Source organism: Streptomyces anthophorae (assembly GCF_049310305.1).
Taxonomy (GTDB): Bacteria; Actinomycetota; Actinomycetes; order Streptomycetales; family Streptomycetaceae; genus Streptomyces.
Window position 1 is genome coordinate 8,511,241 of record NZ_JBLWQQ010000001.1, and the last position, 17,597, is coordinate 8,528,837.

Genomic DNA, 17,597 nt, shown 5'->3' on the forward strand with positions numbered 1-17,597 from the left:
TTGCACGGGACCGTGCAAGATGGTCGAATGATCGATCCCAAGCTCAAGGTGCTCCAGATGGTCGAGGAGCACGGCGGGGTGACCGCGGCCGCCGAGGCCATGGGGCTCAAGCCGTCGACCGTCTCGTACCAGCTGAGGCAGCTCGCCGCGCAGGTCGGCGTGGTGCTCATCGAGCCCGCGGGCCGGGGCATCAAGCTGACCGCCGCGGCTCGTACGCTGCTCCAGCACGCGGCCGTCCTGGAGGCCCAGTGGGAGCGGGCGCGCAGCGACCTCGCGGCGATGGCGGACGTGCAGACCGGCACGTTCACACTCTGCGGCTTCTCGACGGCCGCCACGCGCCTGCTGCCGTCCACCGCGGCGACCCTGCGCGAGCGCCACCCGCAGCTCGGGGTCCGCCTGGTGGAGGCCGAGCCCGCCCGCTGCTTCGAGCTGCTGCTCACCGGGGAGGCGGACCTCGGCCTGGTCGTCGTCACGGCCGACTCGCCGCCGCTGACCGACGAGCGCTTCGAGCAGCAGCCGCTCCTCGACGACCCGCTCGACCTGGTCGTCCCGGCCGACCATCCGCTGGCGGCGCGCGAGCGGGTGGTCCTCGCGGACGCGGCCCGCGAGACGTGGATCGTCGGCACACCGGGCACGACGTACCACGACCTGCTGGTCACGGCGTGCATGGCCGCCGGGTTCATGCCCGACATGGGCCACCAGTCCGACGAGTGGGACACCGGCACGGCGATGGTGGCGCACGGCCTCGGCGTGATCCTGGTGCCGCGCCTGGCCCGCATCAACACCGAATGGCCGGTGGCCCGCATCCCCCTCTCCGGCGAACCCGCCCCCGCCCGCCGCATCCTCGCCGCCACCCGCAAGGGCGGGGCACGGCATCCGGTGGTGGCGCAGGCACTGGACCTGATCAAGGAGTCGGCGTCCGACCTGGGCGCTGCTTCCCGATGATGACCTGGCGTCGCCTCACCGAGCACGACTTCCCGTTGCTGAAGTCCTGGCTGGAACAGCCGCACGTGGCCCGTTGGTGGAACCATGAGACCTCGCCCGAGGCGGTCTCACGGGACTTCGGCCCCGCCACCAGGGGCGAGGAACCATCGGAGGATCTGCTCGTCCACCTCGGGGACAGCCCGATCGGCCTGGTTCAGCGTTGTCGGCTGTCCGACTACCCCGACTATCTGGCCGAGCTCGCCACGGTGGTCGAAGTGCCGCCCGGGGCGATGACCATCGACTACCTGATCGGTGAGCCACAACAGATCGGCCGAGGGCTCGGGTCCCGGATGATCCGATCGGTCATCCAGGCGACCTGGAACGACCACCCCGACGCCCCTTGCGTCCTGGTGCCGGTGCCGACGGCCAACCGGGCATCCTGGCGGGCCCTGGAGAAGGCCGGACTGCAACGGGTCGCCGAGGGCGATCTGGAGCCGGACAACCCCGTCGACGACCGGGCCCACTGCCTCTACCGAATCGACCGGCCCGCGCGCTCGGCGAATCCACTCGGGCGGGCCCCCTCGGAATGCGACTCGTTGTAGGTTGTAGAAACAGCCCTTGACCTGCAAATAGGCAGGCAGGGAGCCGATTTCCAGGGAGTAGCGACATGCTGCGCACCATGCTCAAGTCCAAGATCCACCGCGCCACCGTCACCCACGCCGACCTGCACTACGTCGGCTCCGTGACCATCGACGCCGACCTGCTCGACGCCGCCGATCTGCTGCCCGGCGAGCTCGTGCACATCGTCGACATCGACAACGGCGCCCGTCTGGAGACGTACGTCATCGAGGGGGAGCGCGGGTCCGGTGTCGTCGGGATCAACGGGGCGGCCGCCCACCTCGTGCACCCGGGCGACCTCGTGATCATCATTGGTTACTGTCAGGCTGAGGACGCGGAAGCGCGTGCCCTGCGGCCCAGCATCGTGCACGTCGACCGGGACAACCGGATCGTGGCGCTCGGCGCCGACGCCTCCGAGCCGACCCCCGGCGGGCAGGTGACGCGCGGCCCGCACGCGGTACCCGCGGGCTGAGACCCGGTCAGGCCACGACGCAGGAGAGCCCATGAGCGACATCGAGATCCGCGACGACCGTGCCAAGGGCCTCCTGGAGGCCCGCTCCGGCGGTGAACTCGTCGGCCACATCCAGTACTTCGTGCTGGAGGAACCCGAGCGGGCACTCGTCGCGGTGCACACCGTCGTCGAGCCGGAGCACGAGGGCAAGGGCATCGCGGGCTCGCTCACCCGCGAGCTGTACGGCGTCGCCGCGGCCGAGTCGCTGGCCGTGGCGCCGCTGTGCCCCTTCGTGGTCCGCTGGGCCGAGCGGCACCCGGGCGAGGCGCCCCAGGCCTCCGCCGACCTGCTGCTGGCCGCCAAGGCGGCCCTCGAGGCCGACCCCGACAAGTGGTGAGACGGCCCTGCGCGCGGTGATCATCCGCGCCTATGGTCCGGTCATGAACCTGACGCTCCTGCACACCTCGCCCGTCCACGTGCCGGTCTTCGACGCCCTGCGCGACGCCGACCATCCCGGCCTGGAGCTGCGTCACGTCGTACGCGAGGAGCTGCTCGCGCGGGCCGGCGCCGAGGGGCCGGAGGCCGTCACCGACGAGGTCCGTGCGCTGCTCGCGGCGGCCGTCGCCGGCGGGGCGGACGCCGTGCTGTGCACGTGTTCCACGCTCGGCGCCGTCGCGGAGGGCCTCGCCGCGGAGGCCGGCGTGCCGGTGCTGCGGGTGGACCGGCCGATGGCGGCGCGGGCCGTCGCCGAGGGGGAGCGGATCGCCGTGGTCGCCACCGTGCGCAGCACCTTCGGGCCGACCCTCGACCTGATCGCGGAGGAGGCCGGGCGGGCCGGGCGCGCGGTGGACGTGCGGACCGTGTTCGTCGAGGGCGCCTGGGAGCTCTTCCTCGCCGGTGACCGGGACGGGTATCTCGCGCTCGTCGCCGAGGCCATCACCGGCATCGCGGGCGCCGACGTGATCGTCCTCGCCCAGGCCTCCCTCACCGACGCCGCCGAGCGCGCCCACACCGCCCTGCCCGTGCTCTCCAGCCCCCGCCCCGGACTCGCCGCGGCCGCCTCGGAATGCGCGGGCGCCAAGAGCGCTTAGGTTGAAGGAAGTTGTCCGCCCCGGTACGGCAGTCCCGGGCAGGAACCCCGAACAGGAGGCAGCGCAGATGACCGACCCCGACACCGACGTCGTCGTCAGCCCCAGCGGCTGGGTCGCCGAGCAGGCCCGCACCTACGAGGAGTCCGGCGGCACCAAGGGCACCACCATGCAGGGCGCCCCGTGCCTGCTCCTCGACTACCAGGGCCGCAAGAGCGGCCAGTGGCGGCGCACCGTCCTGATCTACGGCCGCGACGGCGACGACTACCTGATCGTGGCGTCGAAGGGCGGCGCGGACGAGCACCCGCTGTGGTACCTCAACCTTCAGGCCAATCCGGAGGTGCGGCTGCGGGTGGAGACCGAGCGGTTCACGGCCCGTGCCGAGACCCTTTCGGCGCAGGACAAGGCGCGGGTCTGGGACTCGCTGGTGGAGCTGTTCCCGCCGTACGCGGAGTACCAGAAGAAGACGAGCCGCGACATTCCCGTGGTCCGGCTGCGCCGCATCGACGGCTGAGGCCGGCCCGGACTTCTCCCGCCGTCCCGCCCGCCCGTGTCAGGGGATCGCGGCCTCGACCCGGGCGAGGTGGGCGGCGAGGATCTCGTCGAACGCGGCACCGCGGTCGGCCCCCAGGGGGCGGATCTCGCGGGCGAAGTGGGCCAGGGCGGGGAAGCGCTCGGGGTCGGCGCCAAGGACCGCGACGCGGAACTGCTCCATGCCCTGCTCGTACTCGTCGGGGGTGAGGCTGCCGATGCCCGCCTCAGAGGTGATCAGCGACGCGATGAGGATCACGATCCGGTGGTAGTGGTCCGGGATCTCCTCATCGGGCAGGCCCGAGGTCTGCAGGGCTTGTAGTACCTCCTCCATGACCAGCCGGGAGCCGGCGCCACCGGATGCGTAGCGTCCCCAGACCACGGCGAGTTGCGGGTGCTCTCCGAAGGACTCCCGCAGGCGCAGGGACACCGCGGCGACGCGCTGCTTCCAGTCGCCCTCGGGGCGGTAGCCCTCCATCGCAGCCAGCAGGATCCGATCGGCGACCGCGCGCAGCAGTTCGGTCTTGTTGCGGAAGTGCCGGTACAGGCTGGAGGAGTCCGTCCCGAGCGAGGTGGCGAGCTTGCGCACGCTGAACGATTCGGCGTCGCTCTTGCGCAGCAGCTCCGCTGCCGTGTCCAGGATCTCCTCGGTCGACCAGCGCCTTCGGCCTGCCATTTTTCCCCTCTCGTTTTCGTCGAGTCTAGCTCACGCACACGACTGTGCACTTGACGGTGCCTGCGATTGAGCGCACGTCATTGCTTCCATCAAAGCGCTTGCTGATGCACGCAGTGCGTGCATACTGAGGTCAGGCGCCTGCCGGGATGTCCGGCCGGGGGGAAGCGAAGAGGCGAAGGAGAGACGGGACATGAGGGAGACGATCACTGAGACCACGGTCGAGACCGCTGCTGTGGAACGGCCGCCGGAGCCGGACTTCTCGACGATCACGACCGAGGAACTCATCGCCTACCGGGAGGCGGAGAACCGCTTCAGGGCATCCGGAGTGGCCCGGGCGGTCCTCGGCGAGCCCGACGCCGCCGCGGTCATCGACTGGCAGGAATTGGCGCTGCCGGGCCGTGACCTCCCGGTCCGTGTGTACCGGCCGGCGTCGACGAAGGATGGTGGCCCAGCCGGTCTGCCGCTCGTGATCCATGTGCACGGAGGCGGTTTCGTGGGCACGGCGGCGCAGTGCGACTGGGCCAACAGTCACCTCGCCGCCCGGCTGCCTGCGCTCGTCGTGTCGGTCGAGCACCGACTCGTCGCACCGAGCATCGCGCTCCCGCATGCAGCCGACGACTGCTGGGACGTGCTGCGGCACATGGTGCGGCACGCCGAGCAGTGGGGCGTCGACCCGTCGCGCACGGCCGTCTTCGGTGAGAGCTTCGGCGGCCTGGTCAGTGCCCTGAGCGCGATCCGGGCCCGGGATGCAGGGCTGCAGCTGCGCGCACAGGTGCTGGTCAACCCCGCGGTCGACGTGACCGACACCATGGACGACCACCCCTCGGTGGCCGAGTACGCGTACCGCCCGACCCGTGCCCTGCCACAACTACGGCTCCTGCGACGACTGTCCGTCCCGCCGTGCACCGATGCCCGCGCGTACTCGCCGCTGTATGCGGAGGACCTGAACGGACTGGCCCCGGCGCTCGTGGTGGTGCCGACCCAGGACGCGGTGGCCGATCACGGCCGCCGCTACGCCGAGCGGCTGCGGGCGGCCGGGACGCCCGTGCGGCTCACCGAATACCCGGGAGCCAAGCACGCGTTCCTCTCCCTACCCGGTGTGGAACCGCAGGCCGAGGCCGCCCGCAGGGAGGTCCACGACTTCCTTCGTGCGGCCCTGGCGCAGTGACCGAGGTGCTGGGCGACCGGTCGGTCGCCCAGCACCGGCCTCGACGTGATCCCGCATTTATGGAGGAGGAGACAGTGCAGCGCATCGGCATCATCGGGGTGGGCGAGATCGGCCGCGCCGTCGTCACGGGTCTGCGTCACGAGGGTGGTGCTTCGCCGGAGGTGTTCCTCTCCACGCGGGGAGCCCGCACGGCCGCGACGCTGGCCGAGCAGTACGCGGGCGTCACCGTCTGCGCCGACAACCAGCAGGTGGTGGACCGCTCCGAGTTGGTGCTTCTCGCCGTGCGCCGCGAGGACTGGCGCGAGTCCCTGGCCGGAGTACGGATTGGTGAGGACAGGATCGTGGTCAACGTGATGGCCGGCGTCGGCACCGACGAACTGCGTCGAGCGCTCGGCACGGATGTCCCGCTGGTCCGCGCCATCCCCCTGCCGACCATCCGGGAGCGCCGATCCGTCACTGTCGTGCACCCCTCGCACCCGGAGGTGGATGCCTTCTTCGCACGGATGGGCGGCGCGCTGCCCGTCGCGGACGAGACCGCCTTCAATGTCCTCTCCGCGCTGACCGGCACGCTGACCACTCACTACGCGTATCTCGCGACGCTCGCCTCGTGGGCCGCCGACCACGGCATCGCCCCCGTCGACGCCGACCGCTATGTCCGCGGCCTCTTCCAGGGCGTCGGCCGCTCCCTGAGAGATGGGACCCGATCCCTGGACCGGCTCGCGGCTGATCACGAGACGCCGAACGGGAACAACGAACGCATCCGCACCACGTGGCTCGACCCGGCCAACGTCGAGGCCCTCACCAAGGCCCTCGACGAGCTTCTCGCCGCCCTCGGTCGGCCGGTCGACCGGCCGTAGGCGTGGACTCGGCGGGCGTGGGCACGCGAGCCGGGAGACAGTGGAAAGGTCCCCTCCGAACCGTTGGAGGAACCAACGATGACCCATCCGTTTCCCGATCCCGTCCCGCCGACCCCCACGCCGGGGCCGGGCCCCGGGCCCGACCGGCCGGATCCCGGCCCGATGCCGGACCCGTTCCCGACGCCGGTGCCCGAGCCCTCGCCGCGGCCCTCGCCGTCCCCGACGCCGCCGCTGCCGGACCCGGACCCCGATCCGCACCCGCCGGAGCCCGAGCCGTCACCCGCTTAGCGGTCAGGCGTCGACCTCGGAGCGGTCACCGCCCCACAGCGTGTGGAACGAGCCCTCCCGGTCGACCCTGCGGTACGTGTGCGCGCCGAAGTAGTCCCGCTGGCCCTGTGTGAGCGCGGCCGGCAGGCGCTCGGCGCGCAGCGCGTCGTAGTAGGCGAGCGCGGCCGCGAAGCCCGGCGTGGGCACGCCCTGGATGGTCGCCGCGACCAGGACGGAGCGCCAGTCGTCCTGCGCCGCGGCGATCTCGTCGGCGAAGCCCTTGTCGGACAGGAGCGAGACCAGGTTCGGCTCGGCCTCGTACGCGGCCGTGATCCGGTCCAGGAACGCGGCGCGGATGATGCAGCCGCCGCGCCAGATCCGGGCCACCGCGCCCGAGTCGATGTTCCAGTCGTACTCCTCGCTGCCCGCGGAGATCTCGTGGAAGCCCTGGGTGTACGACACGATCTTCGAGGCGTACAGGGCCTGTTCGACGCGGTCGGCGAAGGCGGCGGCCTCGGACTCGTTCAGCGCCACGGCCGTGGGGCCCGCCAACTCCCGTGACGCGCTGCGCAGTTCCGCGTGTCCTGACAGGGAGCGCGCGAACACCGCCTCCGCGATGCCGGACACCGGCACGCCCAGGTCGAGCGCGATCTGCACCGTCCAGCGGCCGGTGCCCTTCTGTTCGGCCTGGTCCTGGACGACGTCCACGAAGGGCTTCCCCGTCGCCTCGTCGACGTGCGAGAGGACCTCGGCGGTGATCTCGATCAGGTAGGAGTCGAGGCGGCCCGTGTTCCACGTGCGGAAGATGTCGGCGATCTGCGCGGGGGAGTACCCGGCCACGTCGCGCAGCAACTGGTAGGCCTCGCCGATGAGTTGCATGTCGGCGTACTCGATGCCGTTGTGCACCATCTTCACGAAGTGGCCCGCCCCGTCGGGGCCGACGTGCGTCACACAGGGCGCGCCGTCCTTCGCCTTGGCGGAGATCTTCTCCAGCATCGGGCCGAGCGAGGCGTAGGACTCGACGCTGCCGCCGGGCATGATGCTCGGCCCGTGCAGCGCGCCCTCCTCGCCACCCGAGACGCCGGTGCCGACGAAGTGGATGCCCTGCTCGCGCAGCTCCTTCTCGCGGCGCCGGGTGTCCGCGAAGTGCGCGTTGCCGCCATCGATGATCATGTCACCCTCTTCCATGAGGGGCGCGAACTCCTTGATGACCGCGTCGGTCGGGTCACCGGCCTTCACCATGATGACCAGGCGGCGCGGCCGTTCGAGCGCGGCCACGAACTCCTCCGCGGTCTCGGTCGGTACGAAGATGCCCTCCTCGCCGAACTCCTCGACCAGCGCGTGCGTGCGGGACGCCGTGCGGTTGTGGAGGGCGACCGTGTAGCCGTTGCGGGCGAAGTTCCGGGCGAGATTGCGCCCCATCACAGCGAGCCCCGTGACACCGATCTGGGCTGTAGTGCTCATGTCTGCCGCTCCTGTATGTGGAAGATGAAGGATTTTGTTCATTGCTGGTCGGCGGACGGGTTACGTTGTCGTCCGCCCCCACCGTGGACTCTCTACGAATTTGGAGCCGTGCGTGCCTCATTTCGACCTGTCGCTCGATGCGCTGCGTGCCTACCAGCCGGAGTTGACCGCCGCCGACGACTTCGACGCCTTCTGGGAGAAGACCCTCGTCGAGGCCAGGGAGCACGACCTGGACGCACGCTTCGAGCCCGTCGACGTCCCGTACACGGCCGTCGACGTGTTCGACGTTACGTACGCGGGCTTCGGCGGGCATCCCGTGAAGGGCTGGCTGGTCCTCCCGGCAGGCACGAACGAGCCTCTTCCGGCCGTCGTCGAGTACATCGGCTACGGGGGCGGCCGCGGCCTTGCGCACACCCACCTGCGCTGGGCGGCCGCCGGGTTCGCGCACTTCGTGATGGACACCCGCGGGCAGGGCAGCGGCGGCAGCGTCGGCGACACCCCCGACCCGGTCGGCTCCACGCCGTCCCAGCCGGGATTCATGACCAAGGGCATCCAGGACCCGCACGAGTACTACTACCGGCGCGTCTACACGGACGCCGTGCGCGCCGTCGACGCCGCCCGCTCGCACCCGCTGATCGACGCGTCACGGGTCGCCGTCACCGGCGGCAGCCAGGGCGGCGGCATCACCATCGCCGTGGCAGGCCTCGTGCCCGACCTCCGGGCCGCCGCCCCCGACGTGCCGTTCCTGTGCGACTTCCGGCGCGCCGCCACGCTCACCGAACGTCACCCGTACCGCGAGATCGCCCTCTACCTCAAGGCGCACATCGGCGAGGACGAGCGCGCCTTCCGCACGCTCTCCTACTTCGACGGCATCAACTTCGCGGCCCGCGCCACGGCTCCGACGCTGTTCTCCGCCGCCCTGGAGGATCTGACCTGCCCGCCGTCCACGGTCTTCGGCGCGTACAACCACTGGGCGGGCACCGAGAAGTCCATGGAGGTGTACGCCTTCAACGACCACGAGGGCGGCGGCCCCTTCCAGCAGGCCGCACAACTTCGGTGGATTCCTGGTCACTTGAGGGACTGAATCCCGCCAAGGTGGCTCGGGGCGCTCTTGTCGCCTTACGTAGGAGCGGCTAATTTGCCGCTCCTACGTAAGGCTGAGGGGGCATTCATGGCGTTACGCGGCCGGCACCGCCGGTACCAGCCGAGCAGGGTCAACCGGGCGTCGCTCACCGTGACCGTGGGCGGCGTGGGCATGGCGATCCCGATCGTCGGCGCGGGCACGGCGCAGGCCGCCGACGCGCACACGTGGCACAAGGTCGCCGCGTGCGAGTCCTCCGGGAACTGGAGCATCAACACCGGCAACGGATTCTTCGGCGGGCTCCAGTTCACCCGCTCCACCTGGGCCGCGTACGGCGGCACCGCCTACGCGGCGCGCGCCGACCTCGCCACGAAGGACCAGCAGATCGCCGTGGCGGAGAAGGTCCTCAAGGGGCAGGGCCCCGGCGCCTGGCCGGTGTGCTCGCAGCGTGCAGGGCTGACCCGCTCGGACGTGACACCGGACGTACGGCCGCAGACCACGCCGCAGTCACGGGCGGGACGCGCCCACATGTACCGCGTGGTCAGCGGGGACAGCCTCTCCGGCATCGCCTCCGAGCGGTCCGTGAAGGGCGGCTGGCGGGCGCTGTACGCGGCGAATCGCGCCACGATCGGCGCCGACCCGGACCTGATCACCCCCGGGCAGCGCCTGACGATGCCGGGCGGGAAGCAGCCGCAGGCCGGGAAGAAGGCCGCACCGAAGTCCACTCCCAAGGCCGCACCCAAACCCGCCGCCAAGAAGTCCGACACGGCGAAGGCCACCGCGCACAACGCCGTCGCCCCCGTCGCCGCCTCGCTCGGCACGCCCTACCGCGCCGCCGGTTCCTCCTGGTCGAAGGGCTACCACACGGGTGTCGACTTCGCGGTGCCCACCGGCACGTCCGTGAAGGCGGTCTCCGCGGGAAGCGTCGTTTCGGCGGGGTGGGGCGGCTCGTACGGCTACGAAGTGGTGATCCGGCACGCCGACGGCAAGTACAGCCAGTACGGGCATCTGTCGGCGCTGACGGTCAAGAGCGGCCAGCGCGTGGTCGCGGGCCAGCGCATCGCCCGCTCCGGCTCCACGGGCAACAGCACGGGCCCGCATCTGCACTTCGAGGTGCGGACGGGGCCCGGCTTCGGCAGCGACGTGGACCCGCTGGCGTATCTGCGGGCCCGCGGCGTCAGGATCTGAACCCGGTGGCCCGGTGCGGCAGGCCGGGCGTCAGGAGCGGATGTCCTCGGCCGTCCAGCCGCCGCACGGAGGCTCCTGCCGGGATTTCGGCGCGCGCGACGGCAGCGGTACCGAGTCGAGCCCGGCCGGGCTGTCCGGCACCACGGGTGGGATCGCCGACGGCCCCGCGTGCGCGACCACGGAGGCGCCCGCCCGGCGGCCGCGTCCGATGCGCTCCGTCGTCAGCAGGATCAGACCGCCCGCCGCCACGACACCGCAGCCGAGCGCGAGCACCGTGCCGATCGTGCCGTACCGGAACGATTCCCCGAACATGGTGAGGCCGATGGTCGCCGCCACCACCGGGTTCACGACCGTCGCGGTCGCCAGCGGCGCGGCGAGCCCCGCGCCCCGGTAGGAGGCCTGCGACAGCAGCATCCCGGTCACGGCCAGGCCCGCGATGGCCAGGAGCGTGGCGAGCTGCTCCAGCGGCCGCCCGGTCCAGTTCTCGGTCACGGACTTCGTGAAAACCGACGCCATGCCGAACGCGCCACCGGCCGCCACGGCCAGGAGCACCGCGCGTACCACGGGGTGCCGGTGCGCCACGCGGGCCGACGACATGAGGGCCAGCACACCACCCGCCGTGATCAGGCCGACGAACAGGCGCTGCGTCGCGTCCAGCGACTGCTCGGTCGTCGCCCCGGTCAGGGACAGCAGCCCCGCGAGCCCGACCGTCGCCATGATCGCGCCGCGCCAGGCCGTCGCCCCGGCCCTGCGGCCCACCAGGAGCGCCGACATCGGCAGCGCCAGCACGATCGTCAGGGCGCCCAGCGGCTGCACGACGCTGAGCGGGCCGAAGGCGAGTGCCGCGACGTGCAGCACCGCGCCCAGGCCGTTCAGGCAGCCGGCGCCCCACCAGGCGGGCCTGCGCAAGGGGGCGTACGCCGCCGTGGGCGACGTCGCGGCCACGCGCTCCTGCACGATCGCCCCGCCCGCGTACGCGACGGCGGAGACGAGCGAGAGCAGCACGGAGAGCACCAGGTCGCTCATGTGGAGCCCCTGGAGGTGCGGCGTGGCACACGGTCGCTTCTCATACTCTCCACGATCGCTCTTTCCGGCCCTTCGCGTCGTCCGACTTGAGCACTCATTGAGTCCTACTCCCGTTGGAGTAGGTCGCATCCTGATTCATCCCCAGGGCGGGTGCCGCAGGGACGCGCGGGAGACTCGGGCACCGGTTGCCGTCCGCGCCCTTCCGTGCGGGCCCCTCCATGGGTGACCATGAGGTGCGCTTTCGAAACAGCGATCCAGGAGCGAGTGTCGCCGACCGACGACTACGGGGGCCGCGCGTGCGTGTGGGACTGCTGACCAGGGAGTACCCGCCGGATGTCTACGGCGGCGCCGGAGTGCACGTCGAGTTCCTGGCGCGCGAGCTGCGCCCCCTCGTCGACCTCGAGGTGCACACGTGGGGCGAGGGAGCGGCCGACGGCGTGCGCCGGCACCGGGCCTGGCCCGCGCTCGACGGGGCGAACGACGCACTGCGCACGCTCTCCGTGGACCTGGCCATCGCCGCGGCGCTGGAAGGCCGCGAGATCGCCCACTCCCACACCTGGTACACCAACCTCGCCGGGCACCTGGCGGCGCTGCACCTCGGGATACCGCACGTGATGACCGCGCACTCCCTGGAGCCGCTGCGCCCCTGGAAGGCGGAGCAGCTGGGCGGCGGTTACGCGCTGTCGGCGTGGGCGGAGCGGACCGCGATCGAGGCCGCCGACGGCGTGATCGCCGTGTCGCACGCGATGCGCAAGGACATCCTCGCCTGCTACCCGGCCCTGGAGCCGAAGAAGGTCCGTGTCGTGCACAACGGCATCGACGTCTCGCTCTACCACGCCGACGCCGGCACAGACGTGCTGCACCGCTACGACATCGACCCGCAGCGCCCCTACATCCTCTTCGTCGGCCGCATCACCCGGCAGAAGGGCGTGCCCCATCTGCTGCGCGCGGCAAAGGGGCTGACGAAGGACGTCCAGATCGTCCTGTGCGCGGGCGCGCCCGACACCCCGGAGATCGGGCGCGAATTCCGGGAACTGGTCGACGAGTTGAAGGCCACGCGGGACGGGGTGCGCTGGATCCCGTCCATGCTGCCGCGCACGGAGGTCATCCAACTGCTCACGCACGCCTCGGCGTTCGTGTGCCCCTCCGTGTACGAGCCGCTCGGCATCGTCAACCTGGAGGCGATGGCCTGCGGCACCGCGGTCGTCGCCTCGCGGGTCGGCGGCATCCCCGAGGTCGTCGCCGACGGCGAGACCGGGCTGCTCGTCCCGTACGAGGCCGCGGACCCGGACGGCTTCGAGGCGGGGCTCGCGGAGGCCCTGAACCGGGTCGTCGCCGACCCGGGCACGGCGCGGGAGATGGGCGAGGCGGGCCGGGAGCGGGCGGCGGCGGAGTTCGGCTGGGACGCGATCGCCCGGCGCACGGTCGACGTGTACGAGGAGATCCTCAACGGTACGTGAATCACAGGGGGGTTGGGATGCGTGGCGGACCTTCGGTGCTCGGGATCGTACTGGCAGGCGGGGAGGGCAAGCGGCTGATGCCGCTCACGGCGGACCGGGCGAAGCCCGCTGTGACCTTCGGCGGCACCTATCGCCTGGTCGACTTCGCCCTGTCCAATCTCGTCAACGGCGACATCCTGCGCATCTGCGTGCTGACGCAGTACAAGTCGCACTCGCTGGACCGGCACGTCACGACCACGTGGCGGATGTCGAGCCTGCTCGGCAACTACGTCACGCCGGTCCCGGCCCAGCAGCGGCTCGGCCCCCGCTGGTACTCGGGCAGCGCCGACGCGATCCTCCAGTCCCTCAACCTGGTCCACGACGAACAGCCCGACTACATCGCGGTGTTCGGCGCCGACCACGTGTACCGGATGGATCCGCGGCAGATGCTCGCCCAGCACCTGGAGTCGGGAGCGGGCGTCACGGTGGCGGGCATCCGGGTGCCGCGCGCGGAGGCCTCGTCCTTCGGCGTCATCACCCCGGCCCGCGACGGCACGCGCATCGACGCGTTCCTGGAGAAGCCGACCGACCCGCCGCCGCTGCCCGGCACCCCGAACCAGGTCTTCGCGTCGATGGGCAACTACCTCTTCACGACGAAGGTGTTGGTCGACGCGCTCCAGACCGACGCCGAGGACGACGACTCGGCCCACGACATGGGCGGTTCCATCGTGCCGATGCTCACCGAGCGCGGCGTCGCCCAGCTCTACGACTTCGACGGCAACCACGTGCCGGGGGAGACGGACCGCGACCACGGTTACTGGCGCGACGTCGGCACCCTCGACGCCTACTACGAGGCCCACATGGACCTCATCTCGGACACCCCGGTCTTCAACCTCGACAACCGGCGCTGGCCCATCTACACCCACCCGGGCCAGCTGCCGCCGGCCAAGTTCTGCGCGGGCGGCATCGCGTCGGAGTCCATCGTCAGCCCCGGCTGCGTCATCCGCGGCCAGGTCACCCGCTCCGTGCTCTCCCCGGGCGTCGTCGTCGAGGACGGCGCGGTCGTCCAGGGCTCGGTCCTGCACGACAACGTCCGGGTCGGCAGGGGAGCGGTCGTCCGCGGCGCCGTCCTCGACAAGAACGTCGAGGTCCCGGTCGGCGCCACCATCGGCGTCAACCCGAGCCGTGACGCGGAGCTCTACACGGTGTCGAAGTCGGGCGTGATCGCACTGGGCAAGGGGCAGGCGGTGCACTGAGCGCTATGACGGATCCGGGACCGGTGGTTCGCCCTTGAAGCCGTTGGCCCAGTAGCGGCCGCGCAGGGAGAGGTCGAGGAGCATGCGGGTGGCCTCCTCCGGGGACATCGGGCGGGGGTCCTCCTCCAGCCACCAGCTCAGGACGGCGAGTTGCTCGCCCACCCACGCGCGTGCGAGGACGTCGACGCTGATCCGGGGGGTGACGCCCTCGTGCTCGGCGCGGGCCCGGAAGACCCCTGCCGTCGCCTCCGCCTGCGCCCGCGTGAACTGGCGCAGCGCCCGGCCGTCGCCCTCGCCGCGCAGGATCATCCGGTAGGCGTCCCGCTCCTCGTCGGCGTGCCGGAAGATCTCGAGCGCCGGCTTGCCGGTGAAACCCACCGCGGAGGCCTGGACGAGGGGGCGCAGCCGGTCCTGCAACTCGTCGAGCAGATCGGTCACCACACGGTCGAGCAGGTCGTCCTTGTCGGTGTAGTGCTTGTAGAACGTGGCCCGGCCCAGGTCGGCCCGCTCCGTGATGTCTTCCACGGTCACGGTCGCGTACCCGCGCTCCAGGGACAGTGACACCAGCGCGTCGCGCAACAGGCGTCGGGTGCGGCGTACTCGGCGATCGCCCGCTTCCGGCGGCATGGTCCGGCTCCTCTCGCGTCCCCCGGTCGATTGCGGAAGCGTACACCCGATCATTGACACCCCGAAGGTTTGTAGACACGCTGTCTCCAACTGGTCGCCATGGCGATTTGAGCCGACGAGCGTGGGAGCAGTCCGTTGAACCTGGGCACGTACATCACTCGAAGCAGCACCTTCTGGCCCGAACGCGAGGCCCTGATCTGCGGGGAACGCAGGCTGACCTACGGAGAGCTGGAGCGGGTCACCAATCGCCTGGCCTCCGCCCTCATCGGGCGCGGCCTCGCGCCGGGGCAGGCCGTCGCCACCTACGCGGGCAACTGCGCGCAGGCCGTCGAGACCGAGATGGCGCTCTCCAAGAGCGGCCTCGTGCGGGTGCCGATCAGCCCGCGGCTCTCCGTCGACGAGGTCGCGCACATTCTCGACGACGCCAATGTGCGTGTGCTGTTCGTGGACGGTGAGCGCAGTGCCGTCGCCCGTGCCGCCCTGGAGCGCGCTTCCGTGGACTGTCTCCTGGTTGATTACGGGGAGCAAGATGCCCTCGGTTACGGGGAGTTGCTCGCCGAGGGTGCCGAAGACGCCGTCGCCGTCGAGGTCGACCAGCACGACGCCGCCGTCCTCAACTTCACCTCCGGGTCCACCGGCAAGCTGAAGGCCGCGGTGCAGACCCACGGCAACCGGCTCGCCAACATGCGCAAGCGGATGATGAGTTCGGACGGCAGTCCCTCGTCGCCGGAGTGCTATCTCGCCGCCGGGCCCATCACGCACGCCCCTGGCATGCCGCTGCTCGCGCTCCTCGCCTCCGGCGCCACCGTCGTCGTCCTGCCGCGCTGGGACGCCGAGTTGTTCCTGCGGACGGTGGAGGCCGAGGGCATCACGGCGACGTTCCTGGTACCGACCATGCTCGGCATGCTGCTCGCCCACCCGAAGACCGCCACGGCCGACCTGTCCAGCCTGCGGTCCCTGCACGTCGGCGGCGCGCCCGTCTCGCCGCAGCGGCTGCGCGAGGCCGTCGCGGCGTTCGGGCCGATCGTCATGCAGGGCTACGGGCAGGTCGAGACGACCAGCGGCATCACCGTGCTCACACGCGAGGACGTCCTCGCGGGCACCACCACCGACCCCGACCTGCTGCTGTCCTGCGGACGGCCGGTGTTCGACACCGAGATACGGGTCGTGGACGAGGCGGGCGCCACGCTGCCCGCCGGGAGCATCGGCGAGGTCGTCGCCCGCGGCCCCGACTGCGTCACCGCGTACTGGCACGAGCCCGAACTGTCCGCCGAGACCTTCAAGAACGGCTGGGTGCACACCGGTGACCTGGGCTATCTGCGCGAGGACGGCTACCTGTTCATCGTCGACCGCAAGAAAGACATGATCATCTCCGGTGGCTACAACGTCTATTGCAGCGAGGTCGAGGCCGTCCTGTACGCCCACCCCGCCCTCGCGGAGGCCTGCGTCGTCGGCGTCCCCGACGAGAAGTGGGGCGAGGCGGTCAAGGCGGTCGTCGTGCGCAGGCCCGGTGCCGAGGTCAGTGAGGACGAGGTCGTCGACTTCTGCGCCGAACGCCTCGCCCGCGTGAAGAAGCCGCGGACCGTGGAGTTCGTGGACGCGCTGCCCGTCAACCGCAACGGGAAGATCGACCGCCGCGCCGTCCGCGCGCGCCACTGGGCCGGCGCCGAACGCCGCGTCCACTGACAGGAGACGAGCACCACCATGACCTTCACCCTCACCCCCACGTACGAGGACAACCCGCGGCTCCAGGGCCTGGTGGGCCGACTGCGCGAGTACCTCGACGGCGAACTCGCCGACTACGAGCGCGAGTTGGGCCTCGCCCCGGAGAGCGGCTACACCCGCGCCCAGCTCGAACCCGTCTGGCGGCGCAGCCGCGAACTCGGCTTCTACGGCATCCACCTGCCCAAGGAGCACGGCGGCCAGGACCTCACGTACACCGAACTCGCCGCCCTCAAGGAGGAGGTCGGCGCCTCCGGGCGGATCCTCCAGCACAGCGTCCTCGGCGACATGGGCGGCCCGCTGCGTGCCGGATCCATCCTCCAGTACGCCACCGAGCGGCAGATCAAGACATACCTGGAACCGGTCATCCGCGGCGAGCGCGCCTGCTGCTTCTCGCTCACCGAGGCCGACGCGGGATCCGACGTGCGCGCCATGAGTACCCTCGCCACGCCCGAGGGCGACGGCTGGCGGATCACCGGGCACAAGGTGTTCTCGTCGGCCGGACCGTTCGCCGACTTCTCCGTCCTCATCGCGCGGATGGCGCCCGAGCCAGGCGCGCCCGAGGACGCCAAGCCGGTGTTCTCCGCGTTCCTCGTCGACCTCGATTCCCCCGGCTGCACGGTGCTGCCCGGCGAGACGCCGATGTCAGGCGAGCACATCGAGAGCGACATCGTGCTCGACAACTGCCGCGTGGAACCCGGGCAGTTGCTCGGCAAGGTCGGTGACGGGCTGCGCATCGGGCTCGGCCGCGTCACCACCAACCGGCTGCTGCACTGCCCGACCGTCCTCGGCCAGGCCCGCCGCGCCCTCGCCCTCACCGTCGACTTCGCCCGCACCCGGCAGGTCTTCGGCGCACCGCTCGGCGCCCTCCAGTCCATCCAGCACAAGCTCGCCGACATGGCCACCTCGTACTACGCGGCACGCAGCATGACCTACGACGCGCTCGCCGACCTCGACGCGGGCAGGGAACCGCGCACCGAGGCCTTCATGTGCAAGCTGTTCGTCGCCGAGAACGCCTTCCGGATCGCCGACGAGGCCGTGCAGATCCACGGCAAGGCGGGCCTCGTGCGCGGCGCCGAGGTCGAGGCCATCTTCCGAAAGCTGCGGATGTTCCGCGTGCTCACCGGATCCTCCGAGATCCAGAAGAACGGGATCGCCCGGCAACTGCTGATGCCCGGCTGACAGGCGCGGCACCACGGCGCCACCGCACGTCC

General features: G+C 71.3%; 18 protein-coding genes. 14 read left to right on the forward strand and 4 right to left on the reverse strand.

What is annotated here, in order from left to right; translation table 11 throughout:
- Positions 1-27 precede the first annotated feature (27 nt).
- The 6 genes from ACNYS0_RS38755 to ACNYS0_RS38780 all read left to right on the forward strand — a co-directional run bounded on the left by ACNYS0_RS38755 (position 28) and on the right by ACNYS0_RS38780 (position 3,595).
- A complete protein-coding gene (locus ACNYS0_RS38755; RefSeq protein WP_422480885.1) occupies positions 28-945 on the forward strand; it encodes a LysR family transcriptional regulator in 918 nt (305 codons plus the stop codon).
- On the forward strand, positions 942-1,526 hold the full coding sequence (locus tag ACNYS0_RS38760) for a GNAT family N-acetyltransferase (RefSeq protein ID WP_422480887.1): 585 nt from the start codon (positions 942-944) through the stop codon (positions 1,524-1,526). Before ACNYS0_RS38755 ends, ACNYS0_RS38760 begins: the two co-directional genes overlap by 4 nt.
- A gap of 65 nt (positions 1,527-1,591) precedes the next feature.
- Positions 1,592-2,014: an aspartate 1-decarboxylase gene (gene panD, locus ACNYS0_RS38765; RefSeq protein WP_422480889.1), complete on the forward strand. Its 423-nt coding sequence runs from the start codon at positions 1,592-1,594 to the stop codon at positions 2,012-2,014.
- A 31-nt stretch (positions 2,015-2,045) separates the two neighbouring features.
- On the forward strand, positions 2,046-2,390 hold the full coding sequence (locus tag ACNYS0_RS38770) for a GNAT family N-acetyltransferase (protein WP_422480891.1): 345 nt from the start codon (positions 2,046-2,048) through the stop codon (positions 2,388-2,390).
- Positions 2,391-2,433: 43 nt separating this feature from the next.
- On the forward strand, positions 2,434-3,084 hold the full coding sequence (locus ACNYS0_RS38775) for an aspartate/glutamate racemase family protein (RefSeq protein WP_422480893.1): 651 nt from the start codon (positions 2,434-2,436) through the stop codon (positions 3,082-3,084).
- Between the two features lie 67 nt (positions 3,085-3,151).
- On the forward strand, positions 3,152-3,595 hold the full coding sequence (locus tag ACNYS0_RS38780) for a nitroreductase family deazaflavin-dependent oxidoreductase (RefSeq protein ID WP_422480895.1): 444 nt from the start codon (positions 3,152-3,154) through the stop codon (positions 3,593-3,595).
- Between the two features lie 39 nt (positions 3,596-3,634).
- On the opposite strand, the gene ACNYS0_RS38785 is transcribed toward ACNYS0_RS38780, so the two are convergent.
- On the reverse strand, positions 3,635-4,288 hold the full coding sequence (locus tag ACNYS0_RS38785) for a TetR/AcrR family transcriptional regulator (RefSeq protein ID WP_422480897.1): 654 nt from the start codon (positions 4,286-4,288) through the stop codon (positions 3,635-3,637).
- 190 nt (positions 4,289-4,478) lie between these two features.
- Here ACNYS0_RS38785 and ACNYS0_RS38790 point away from each other — a divergent pair, with 190 nt between their 5' ends.
- The gene (locus ACNYS0_RS38790) at positions 4,479-5,456 is read left to right on the forward strand and encodes an alpha/beta hydrolase (RefSeq protein WP_422480899.1); all 978 of its coding nucleotides are present in this window, start codon (positions 4,479-4,481) and stop codon (positions 5,454-5,456) included.
- Between the two features lie 59 nt (positions 5,457-5,515).
- Entirely contained in the window at positions 5,516-6,313 is a 798-nt protein-coding gene (locus ACNYS0_RS38795; protein WP_422480901.1) for an NAD(P)-binding domain-containing protein, read from the forward strand.
- Positions 6,314-6,604: 291 nt separating this feature from the next.
- Here ACNYS0_RS38795 and gndA read toward each other — a convergent pair whose 3' ends face one another.
- Complete coding sequence (gndA, locus tag ACNYS0_RS38800) at positions 6,605-8,044, reverse strand: NADP-dependent phosphogluconate dehydrogenase (protein ID WP_422480903.1); 1,440 nt, start codon at positions 8,042-8,044, stop codon at positions 6,605-6,607.
- A gap of 112 nt (positions 8,045-8,156) precedes the next feature.
- Between gndA and ACNYS0_RS38805 the strand changes: the two genes are divergently transcribed.
- Together ACNYS0_RS38805 and ACNYS0_RS38810 are read left to right on the forward strand one after the other, a co-directional pair.
- The gene (locus ACNYS0_RS38805; protein WP_422480904.1) at positions 8,157-9,128 is read left to right on the forward strand and encodes an acetylxylan esterase; all 972 of its coding nucleotides are present in this window, start codon (positions 8,157-8,159) and stop codon (positions 9,126-9,128) included.
- Between the two features lie 87 nt (positions 9,129-9,215).
- On the forward strand, positions 9,216-10,313 hold the full coding sequence (locus tag ACNYS0_RS38810) for a transglycosylase family protein (protein WP_422480906.1): 1,098 nt from the start codon (positions 9,216-9,218) through the stop codon (positions 10,311-10,313).
- Between the two features lie 30 nt (positions 10,314-10,343).
- On the opposite strand, the gene ACNYS0_RS38815 is transcribed toward ACNYS0_RS38810, so the two are convergent.
- The gene (locus tag ACNYS0_RS38815) at positions 10,344-11,339 is read right to left on the reverse strand and encodes a DMT family transporter (protein ID WP_422480908.1); all 996 of its coding nucleotides are present in this window, start codon (positions 11,337-11,339) and stop codon (positions 10,344-10,346) included.
- Between the two features lie 302 nt (positions 11,340-11,641).
- On the opposite strand from ACNYS0_RS38815, the gene glgA reads away from it, so the two are divergent.
- Together glgA and glgC are read left to right on the forward strand one after the other, a co-directional pair.
- Positions 11,642-12,799 (forward strand): glycogen synthase, encoded by a 1,158-nt coding sequence (gene glgA / locus ACNYS0_RS38820; RefSeq protein WP_422482884.1) that lies wholly within the window; start codon positions 11,642-11,644, stop codon positions 12,797-12,799.
- A gap of 17 nt (positions 12,800-12,816) precedes the next feature.
- Entirely contained in the window at positions 12,817-14,034 is a 1,218-nt protein-coding gene (gene glgC, locus ACNYS0_RS38825; RefSeq protein ID WP_422480910.1) for a glucose-1-phosphate adenylyltransferase, read from the forward strand.
- Between the two features lie 3 nt (positions 14,035-14,037).
- Here glgC and ACNYS0_RS38830 read toward each other — a convergent pair whose 3' ends face one another.
- Positions 14,038-14,661, reverse strand: a complete 624-nt coding sequence (locus ACNYS0_RS38830) for a TetR/AcrR family transcriptional regulator (RefSeq protein ID WP_422480912.1) — start codon at positions 14,659-14,661, stop codon at positions 14,038-14,040.
- 135 nt (positions 14,662-14,796) lie between these two features.
- Here ACNYS0_RS38830 and ACNYS0_RS38835 point away from each other — a divergent pair, with 135 nt between their 5' ends.
- Together ACNYS0_RS38835 and ACNYS0_RS38840 are read left to right on the forward strand one after the other, a co-directional pair.
- Positions 14,797-16,347: an acyl-CoA synthetase gene (locus ACNYS0_RS38835; RefSeq protein WP_422480914.1), complete on the forward strand. Its 1,551-nt coding sequence runs from the start codon at positions 14,797-14,799 to the stop codon at positions 16,345-16,347.
- 18 nt (positions 16,348-16,365) lie between these two features.
- Positions 16,366-17,565 (forward strand): acyl-CoA dehydrogenase family protein, encoded by a 1,200-nt coding sequence (locus ACNYS0_RS38840; protein ID WP_422480916.1) that lies wholly within the window; start codon positions 16,366-16,368, stop codon positions 17,563-17,565.
- The last annotated feature ends 32 nt before the right edge of the window (positions 17,566-17,597 follow it).